The organism is Hafnia sp. HMSC23F03 (assembly GCF_001816025.1).
GTDB lineage: Bacteria > Pseudomonadota > Gammaproteobacteria > Enterobacterales > Enterobacteriaceae > Hafnia > Hafnia paralvei.
The window spans coordinates 314,032-323,074 of record NZ_KV824242.1; the positions used below are offsets into that span (position 1 = coordinate 314,032).

Sequence of the window (9,043 nt, forward strand, 5' to 3'; positions counted from 1 at the left end):
AACCGGTTAGTTGGCAATAACCGTCCCAGTTTTTCCTTCAATTCCCTGCTGTGCTTTACTCAACACAGTAATCAATGCCTGACGGCCAGCACGAGATTCAGCGAAAGAAACGGCGGCCTCAACCTTCGGTAACATTGAGCCCTTCGCAAAATGGCCTTCTTCGATGAAACGCTGAGCATCAGCAATGCTGAGCTGATCCAGCCACTGCTCATTCGGTTTCCCAAAGTTAATCGCCACTTTCTCGACCGCAGTTAAAATGATCAGCATATCTGCGTCGATCATTTCTGCCAGTTTGGCGCTAGCCCAGTCTTTATCGATGACCGCACCCGCACCGCGTAAATGATTTCCTTCGCGCAATACAGGAATTCCACCGCCACCAACGGTAATAACCACTTGCCCCGCTTCAAGCATGGCCTGAACCGTTTCTTTCTCTACAATATCAACCGGCTTCGGTGAAGCAACCACGCGACGGTATCCACGTCCGGCGTCTTCCTTCATGGTGTAACCGTTGCGCGTCAACAATTCGGCCTCTTCCTGCGAAAAGAATGAGCCAATTGGCTTAGTTGGATTCGCGAAAGCAGGATCTTTAGCATCAACGATCACCTGTGTGATAATTGTGGCTACCGGCGTTTGCAGCCCGCGATCCAGCAGTTCTTCACGCAACGCATTTTGTAAATCGTAACCAATATACCCTTGGCTAAGCGCCACACAGACAGACATAGGCAGCATCGGCGTGTGTGCCTCTGTTTTCGCGGCAGCTTCAAATGCTTGATTAATCATCCCTACCTGCGGGCCGTTGCCGTGAGTTACCACCACCTGATGCCCATGTGCAATCAGATCAACAATCGCTTTCGCCGTCGATTTCACCGCCTGCATTTGCTCGGCGAGTCCTTCACCTAACGCATTGCCGCCTAGCGCAAGCACAATTTTCTTTTTCATCCTATTCCTCGCAGATATTGGTGACGCAGATTAAACGAATAAAACTACATGGAAGGTTGAGCAAAAGGTTGGCGATGAATAAACCGACCATAGCCAGCCTGCCCTGTGAATTTTCCAGCCTGAAACACACTTGCCCCTCGGCATAACGTCGTGATGATTTCCCCTCGGCAACGGAATCCCTCATAAGGTGAATAATCAGCGTTATCATGCAAATGAGCATGCTCGATAGTGGTGGTCTTCTGCGGATCGATAATGACTACATCGGCATCTGCCCCCACGGCTAAATTGCCTTTTTGTGGCCACAAACCAAACAGGCGAGCAGGGTTGGCGCTAGTGAGTTCTACAAAGCGCGCGGGCGAAATTCGCCCAGTCATTACGCCCTCTGAAAACAGAAGCTGCATGCGATTTTCAACCCCAGGAAGTCCATTCGGACAGCGGGTAAAATTACCGTCAGACATTGAAAGGCGTTGGTGGTAAGGGAATGTGCAATGGTCGGTAGCCACGGTATCAATCGCTCCATCGGTGATACCACACCATAGTTTGTCTTGTTCTTGATGATTACGGAGCGGCGGGCTAAGAATGAATTTCAGAGCATCTTCTTGCTGATAGCAACGCTCATCTAGCAACAAGTATTGCGGGCAGGTTTCAACCCAGACTGGCTGATGGCGCGCACGCGCCAAACGGAGATAATCGAGCCCTAAACCGTTAGAAAGATGAACAATGTACAACGGCACATTCCCTGCCAACTGGGCAAGATTAATCATGCGACTGATAGCCTCTGCCTCGCACTCGAGAGGACGACTCAACGCGTGATACATCGGCGATGTTTTTCCCTCGGAGAGATACTGCTCGCGGCGTAGCGCAATCGCAGCATCGTTTTCTGGGTGTACAGTCGCCAATGCGCCAACACGATGTAGCTGCTGTAAAGCCCGCAAAACATCCGCATCGCCCAGCTTGTAGTTATACGTCAGATAGAGCTTAAAACTGCTGATGCCTTCCTCATGAACCATTGATGACATTTCATTAAGGATTTCATCATCAATGTGTTGGATCACGCCGTGAAAGCTATAGTCCACCACGGCTTTCCCCGCCGCATACTGATGATAAGCTTTCAACTGGTGGTGCAGATTGCACCCCGCAGGCCCAAATCCCATATGATCAATAATGGTTGTTGTACCGCCGCAAGCTGCTGCGCGTGTGCCGGTAAAAAAATCATCACAGCTACGGGCTATTCCAACGTCGATGTTGAAATGGGTATGAACGTCAATGCCACCGGGCATGACATAACATCCTTGGGCATCAATCACTTCGTCGGCGTCTTCAACAGAAATATGCTCAGCCATATGGCTGATAATGCCATTTTCGATCAGCAGATCCTGTCGGGTTTCACCGTCCGCGTTGACGACCACACCGTTGATAATCAGCTTTTTCATCGAATGATTTTCCTTGGAGCTATAGGCTGAAAAAACCACTCCAGCCAAATTGGAGCCGGAGTGGATTACACAATTAACGCTAATTATTTTTTCAGTTCATCAAGGTAGGACAGTGGGATTGCGGCATACATAGCAGCACAGGTCACCAAATGGTCTTTCCAGGTTTTTTCATTTGGCGCATGGGCTTCAGGTTCTTTACCTGGGCCAAAACCAATTACTGGAATACCATGACGGCCCATAATGGATACGCCGTTAGTGGAGAACGTCCACTTATCAACCACCGGTTTCTTGTTGAACAGCCCTTCATAAGCTTTGCTCAACGTTTTAACGGTGATGTGATCTTCTTCCACTTTCCAGGTTGGGAAGTAACATTCGGTTGGATACACCAGACCGGTGTAAGAAGGTCGATCGTAGTTGTACATGGAAACCACGGCTTTAGAGGCTTTTACTGCAGGCAGGGCGCGAATTTCTTCCAACGCACCTTCCCATGTTTCACCCCAAGTTAAACGGCGGTCAATGGAAACTGCACAGCTATCGGCAACCGCACAACGGCTTGGCGAAGTGAAGAAGATTTCTGATACGGTCAGAGTCCCTTTACCCAAAAAATCATCATTCCCCAAATTATTAGAGAGTTCTTTCAATTCGTTAAGGATTGGGCCCATTTTGAAAATGGCATTATCACCACGTTCTGGCGCAGAACCATGGCAGCTGATGCCTTGAACATCGACGCGAATTTCCATACGCCCACGCTGACCACGATAGATCTGGCAATCTGTTGGCTCGGTACTCACTACAAACTCAGGACGGATTTTTGATTGCTCAATGATGTACTGCCAGCACAGACCATCACAGTCCTCTTCTTGAACCGTACCGGTTACCAGCAGCGTGTATTGATCTTCCAGTCCCAGATCCTTGATGATCTTACCGGCATACACCATAGATGCCATGCCGCCTTCCTGATCCGATGCACCACGGCCACCGATCAGCTCATCATCTTCCATTCCTTCATAAGGATCGAAGGTCCAGTTTTTGATATTACCAATACCCACGGTATCGATGTGCGCATCCATCGCAATCAGATGCGGGCCGTGGCCGATATAGCCGAGAATGTTGCCCATTGGGTCAATCTCAACCTTATCAAAACCCACTTTTTCCATCTCTTTTTTGATGCACTGCACCACGAGTTTTTCATCACAGCTTTCGCTTGGGATGGCGATCATATCGCGCAGGAAGCGAGTCATTTCATCTTTGTACTGATATGCTTTTTCCAACACCATTTCAAAAGGAACTTGCTTAGCCATTTTTCTTTCACTCCAATGTGTTAGCTCGCTTACGGCGAGAAAATAAAGGTCGAAAAAACGTGGGGATATATGCGATCAACTACAGGCCGGATGCTTCCCTTCCCACACCACTTCTCGATAATGCTTAACGTCGGTGTCGCCTTCGGTACTGATGAGCAACACAACGGAATCATGATTTAAACCAAGCTCTTGCATCAGCTCTTCGCGCTTCGGATGATGATGCACCGCGGCTAAAACACCTAAACCAACGGCACCTGACTCACCCGATACAATCCGTGGATCTTTTCCAAGCGGATTGCCTAAAACACGCATACCAAGCGCGGCGACCTTGTCTTGACAGGAGATAAACTGAGTTGCGCAGTTACGCAGCAATGGCCAGCCCAGAGGATTAGGCTCACCGCAGGCTAAACCTGCCATGATGGTGGCCATATCGCCGCCCACGTTGACAATTTCGCCTTTCAAACCTGAACGGAAAACACAGTCAGCTAAGTCGGGTTCTACAATGACGGAATGCAGTTTTTCAGCACCAAATACGTCAACTAAATACCCGAGTACGCCGCCAGCCATAGCGCCAACGCCCGCCTGTAAGAACACATGAGTTGGGCGCTGAACCCCCATCGCCTGCATCTGCTCCACGGCTTCGTCTGCTAGGGTGGAATACCCTTGCATAATCCACGTAGGGATCTTGGTATAGCCTTCCCACGCAGTATCCTGCACCACTTCCCAGCCCCGTTCCTGCGCGGTCTTCATCGTCAAGCGAACGGTATCGTCATAGTTCATATCGGTAACGATGCACTCGGCACCTAAATTACGAATATGATCGACGCGTTCACGCGCAGAACCTTTCGGCATGTAAATCACAGCGTTTTGACCAAGCTGCTGAGCAGCCCATGCAACACCACGGCCATGGTTTCCGTCAGTGGTGGTCGCAAAGGTCATTTTTTCAGTCAGAGTGGCTTTGAGTTTTTCAAAAGAGAATTCGTTGATATCGATTTGGTACTTTTCACAAAGCAGGCGAGCAATGGCATAGGCCCCACCCAACATTTTGAAAGCGTTCAAACCAAAACGTTGAGACTCGTCTTTAACTAAAATCTTGCTCACACCAAATAGCTGAGCCAACTCTTCCAACGAGCGCAGCGGCGTCGGCTGATAACCCGTTATTTTTTTATGAAAGGCACGAGCCTTTTGTGCTTCTATGCGCGAGAAAAGTGGAGACGTTTCACCGTTGAAAAAACGGTTTTGCGCAATATCCACTTTCAAAGAGAAAACAGACATAACCCATCCTCATCAGGAGAGTATCCGCCTATGCGGCGGAAATACCGACGCATCGCCCGATGCGCCGGTGCAGACAGCCTTACTTGATGCGCTTCTGCGCTTCTTTCAGCAATTGTTCTAAAACCAGACCCGGTTTAGAGAATTTACGCGCCACGATCATGGCCGCGATGATGTATGGCTTCCAGCTAGCTTCTTTGTAAGTAGCGATGCGATATTTTTCGAATACGCCTTCGGTCACTTCGCCCTCTTTACAAGACACGCCGGAGATATCCGCTGGCAGACAGTGCATATAAAGCGCTTCGCCGCCTTTGGTATGCTTCATCATTTCTTCGGTGCAGTGCCAATCTTTGTGTTTAGCGTTCTCAGCTAAGCACTGTTTCTCCAACGCGTTGAGGCCATCATGATCGTTGGCGCGCAGCAGTTCAGTACGCTCCTCCATCACTTTGTAAGGTGCCCAAGACTTCGGATAAACAATGTCTGCATCTTTGAAAGCTTCAGCCATTGAGTTCACCTGACGGAAGCTACCGCCGGAAGATTCTGCGTTCTGTTTTGCAACGGCGACAACGTCAGGGATCAGGTCGTAACCTTCAGGATGAGCCAGCGTGACATCCATACCAAAACGCGTCATCAGACCGATAATGCCCTGTGGTACAGAAAGCGGTTTGCCATAGCTTGGTGAATACGCCCAAGTCATCGCAATTTTTTTGCCTTTCAGATTTTCAAGACTACCAAAATGTTCCTGCAACCAAGCCAAATCGGCCATTGACTGCGTTGGGTGGTCGATATCACATTGCAAGTTAACCAACGCTGGACGCTGCGGCAGAACGCCCTGCTCGTAGCCTTCATCCAGTGCGGCGCCAACTTCACGCATATAAGCGTTACCAGCACCCAGATACATGTCATCACGAATACCAATAGCATCCGCGCAGAAGGAGATCATATTTGCAGTTTCACGCACGGTTTCGCCATGAGCAATTTGTGATTTTCCCTCATCCAAATCTTGTTGCGTCAAACCCAGCAGGTTAAGTGCTGAAGCATAGGAGAAGCGGGTACGTGTTGAGTTATCGCGGAAAACGGAAATACCAAGACCACTATTGAAAATCTTGGTCGCGATGTTTTCTGCACGCATGGTTTTTAATGCTTCGGCCAGATCCAGAACCAGTTTCAGCTCCTCTGGGCTTTGCTCCCAGGTCAGCAGAAAATCTTTTTCATGCAGATTCGACTTAAGCGCGTTGATATCCTTAATTAATTCGTTAACTGTTCTCATCTCATGGCCCTACAATAGTAAGTGATTGGCGTTTGGATTTAATCTGCTACAACGCACGTGAAGCAGAATTTATGCGTGCATCAATAACAGTGACTGTTAACTCTTAAACAATAACTATGCCAAACTGTATTTAGGTAAGCCGCAAAGAGATAAATAGGCTAAATAATGTGAGCTAAGCCGCACTATTTATTATGAAATCGAGAAAGTAACCTCTCACAACAGCAATAGTTACAAGACTAACTAAGAAGCAATCGTATTTTTCCCTGTCATCCCTTGAATTAAAAACGGTATTTTTTCCATTGATACAAACCAGAATGATAAGAAAAGCACCATTCTTATCAATTTGATAATAAAGTGTGATGCGCGCTGCAGAAACTTATCCAACTTAACAAAAGACGATTGATGTTTATCAATCCCCCTACTGTATTCATGTATTATCGTAAGTTGAAAGGACATAATTCCCGATAACTATAAACGCGTGCAGTTGTAGCGTTAGAGAAAGGTTCCGATTATGACACCCGTAAACTCTCAGTCTATATTGATGCAAATCCAGCCCACGATCTTACGTTTCACCAAAATGCTCGCCAGTGTCTTACAGCTGGAAGTTGAGATCGTTGATGCCAACATGACGAGAGTCTCAGGGACAGGGCCCTACGGGAAGTTTTTTGGCCGCAAGCTGAACAGCAACTCAAGATTACTTAGATATGTACTTGATACGAAGCAAGAAAAGGTTGTTATCCATTCTAGGTTCGATCCTGTTTGCGAGGGCTGCACTAGCAAAGATAGCTGCAAAGAAAAAGCTTTCCTTGGAATTCCTATTATTTTTCAAAACGCATGTATTGGCGTGATCAGTCTGGTGGCATTTACTCCAGAACAGCAAGAAAGAATTAAAGATAACATCCATGAGTTCTCAGATTACGTTCGTCATATATCCAACTTATTTGTTTCTAAATTATTAGAAAACCAAGGAGGAAGTGATGGGATAAATAAAATTCTGATGAGCCTGATTGAAAATATGGATCAAGGCGTATTAGTTATTGATAATGAGAACAAAGCCAAATTTGCCAACCCAACTGCATTGAAACAACTCAATGCCACACAAGAACAAATTATTGGAAAAACATTTAACATCAGGCCACTGACTTTCCAACAAAATTATACCAGTGGTCATTTGCAACATATTATTTCATTCGATGAACAACAAGAGCTGATTATTGGCCAGCTGCATGATATCCAAGACCACCAGCTATTTTTAATGGCATTTCATCAGTCTCATTCTCCAATGAATGTTGATTTTAATCCTGATGATCCGCGCATTGAACATTTAGTGGGTGAGTGCCGCCCAATTCGAATTTTAAAGCGGTTGATTACCCGTGTAGCCCCTAGCCCATCCAGCATTCTCATTGTTGGGGAGAGTGGAACCGGTAAGGAAGTTGTCGCCCGAGCAATTCATCAATTAAGCGATCGAAATAACAAACCCTTCATCGCTATTAACTGCGCAGCAATTCCGGATCAACTCTTAGAAAGTGAGCTATTTGGTTATGTGAAGGGCGCATTCACTGGGGCCTCAGCGAACGGCAAAATAGGGCTAATTCAGGCAGCCAATAACGGCACCCTATTCTTAGATGAAATAGGGGATATGCCGCTGACTTTGCAGGCTAAGCTGCTACGCGCGATCGAATCTCGAGAAGTACAACCAATTGGCTCAAGTAAACCAATCTCTGTTGATATCAGGATTATTTCCGCCACCAACCAGAACCTTGAGCAATACATTGCCGATGGCAAATTCCGCGAAGACCTTTATTACCGTTTAAATGTCATTCCAATGACTTTGCCCCCCCTGCGCGAGCGCCAAGGCGATATTGAGCTACTGGCTCATTATTTCCTTAATTTACATACTAAGCGTATTGGTATTGTTTACCCTGGCATGGCGCCTGAAGTCATGTCGCTGCTGAAATTATATCGCTGGCCAGGCAACGTACGTGAGTTAAGTAACCTAATGGAGTATTTGATTAACGTGGTGCCGAGCGGCGAGGTGATTGATATTTCACTACTGCCACCCAATCTGGTCAACGGGCAAGTTGCCCGTAGCTATCGTGAAGATGTCCCTTACCAAAGTGCAGCGGCATGCGAAGAGCATGGAGCCACGGGACTAGAGGATATGGAACGACAGATGATCCGCGAGGCTCTCAGCCGCCACAATAATAAAAAACAGGCTGCTGATGAACTTGGAATTGGCATAGCGACGCTGTACCGGAAAATAAAAAAATACGAACTGACGTCGCTATAACCATACACCTCTGAGTAAATCGAAGACGATGGTATTTTTGAGGGATAGCTACTTGCACACGCATGCAGGCATGGACGAAGATGAAATGTTTTCAGCCGTGAACCAGCAGTATCCCCATAATGAACAGACACAACATCATAGGCAGAGCCAAAATCAGTAGTTCAAGCATACGCTTGCCCGGATGAAGGGTTTCATTCTCTTGGGTTTTAGCCAGCGCCATTGCCCCTAGCAACACGGAAAACAATGACAGAGCACCAGCAAAGCTAAAATCGGCGAATAGTACCGACATTTTCCATGCGTTATACGCTTCTGGCGACAAAGCGGCTTGGTTCTGCCCTTCCGTCAACCATTGCCATAGCAGCAATACCAATGGCAGCAGCCATGCTCCCGCCCCAGCAATCCAAGATATACGTCTAATCACTGCACTTGTCCCCAGATACAGATTAAAACCAGCCTGACATTGATTGATTTTTTATCAAAAAAAGCCCCGCAGTACAGTAACGCCGTTCGTTTAAGAGATCGAGATACACGGGTCTAC

General features: G+C 47.2%; 7 protein-coding genes. 1 reads left to right on the top strand and 6 read right to left on the bottom strand.

What is annotated here, in order from left to right; translation table 11 throughout:
* Nucleotides 1-6: 6 nt before the first annotated feature.
* The 5 genes from arcC to ygeW all read right to left on the bottom strand — a co-directional run bounded on the left by arcC (nucleotide 7) and on the right by ygeW (nucleotide 6,215).
* Nucleotides 7-939 (bottom strand): carbamate kinase, encoded by a 933-nt coding sequence (gene arcC, locus HMPREF3091_RS19910; protein ID WP_004097028.1) that lies wholly within the window; start codon nucleotides 937-939, stop codon nucleotides 7-9.
* Between the two features lie 44 nt (nucleotides 940-983).
* Nucleotides 984-2,372 (bottom strand): dihydropyrimidinase, encoded by a 1,389-nt coding sequence (gene hydA, locus HMPREF3091_RS19915; RefSeq protein ID WP_070718363.1) that lies wholly within the window; start codon nucleotides 2,370-2,372, stop codon nucleotides 984-986.
* A gap of 83 nt (nucleotides 2,373-2,455) precedes the next feature.
* On the bottom strand, nucleotides 2,456-3,673 hold the full coding sequence (locus tag HMPREF3091_RS19920; RefSeq protein WP_070718369.1) for a YgeY family selenium metabolism-linked hydrolase: 1,218 nt from the start codon (nucleotides 3,671-3,673) through the stop codon (nucleotides 2,456-2,458).
* A 75-nt stretch (nucleotides 3,674-3,748) separates the two neighbouring features.
* Nucleotides 3,749-4,948 carry a diaminopropionate ammonia-lyase gene (dpaL, locus tag HMPREF3091_RS19925; protein WP_070718372.1) on the bottom strand — a complete coding sequence of 400 codons (1,200 nt, stop codon included), beginning with the start codon at nucleotides 4,946-4,948 and terminating at the stop codon, nucleotides 3,749-3,751.
* A gap of 79 nt (nucleotides 4,949-5,027) precedes the next feature.
* Entirely contained in the window at nucleotides 5,028-6,215 is a 1,188-nt protein-coding gene (gene ygeW, locus HMPREF3091_RS19930; protein WP_070718375.1) for a knotted carbamoyltransferase YgeW, read from the bottom strand.
* A 511-nt stretch (nucleotides 6,216-6,726) separates the two neighbouring features.
* Here ygeW and HMPREF3091_RS19940 point away from each other — a divergent pair.
* Complete coding sequence (locus tag HMPREF3091_RS19940) at nucleotides 6,727-8,505, top strand: sigma-54 interaction domain-containing protein (RefSeq protein WP_070718378.1); 1,779 nt, start codon at nucleotides 6,727-6,729, stop codon at nucleotides 8,503-8,505.
* Between the two features lie 91 nt (nucleotides 8,506-8,596).
* On the opposite strand, the gene HMPREF3091_RS19945 is transcribed toward HMPREF3091_RS19940, so the two are convergent.
* Nucleotides 8,597-8,926 carry a hypothetical protein gene (locus HMPREF3091_RS19945; protein WP_004097020.1) on the bottom strand — a complete coding sequence of 110 codons (330 nt, stop codon included), beginning with the start codon at nucleotides 8,924-8,926 and terminating at the stop codon, nucleotides 8,597-8,599.
* Between the last annotated feature and the right edge of the window lie 117 nt (nucleotides 8,927-9,043).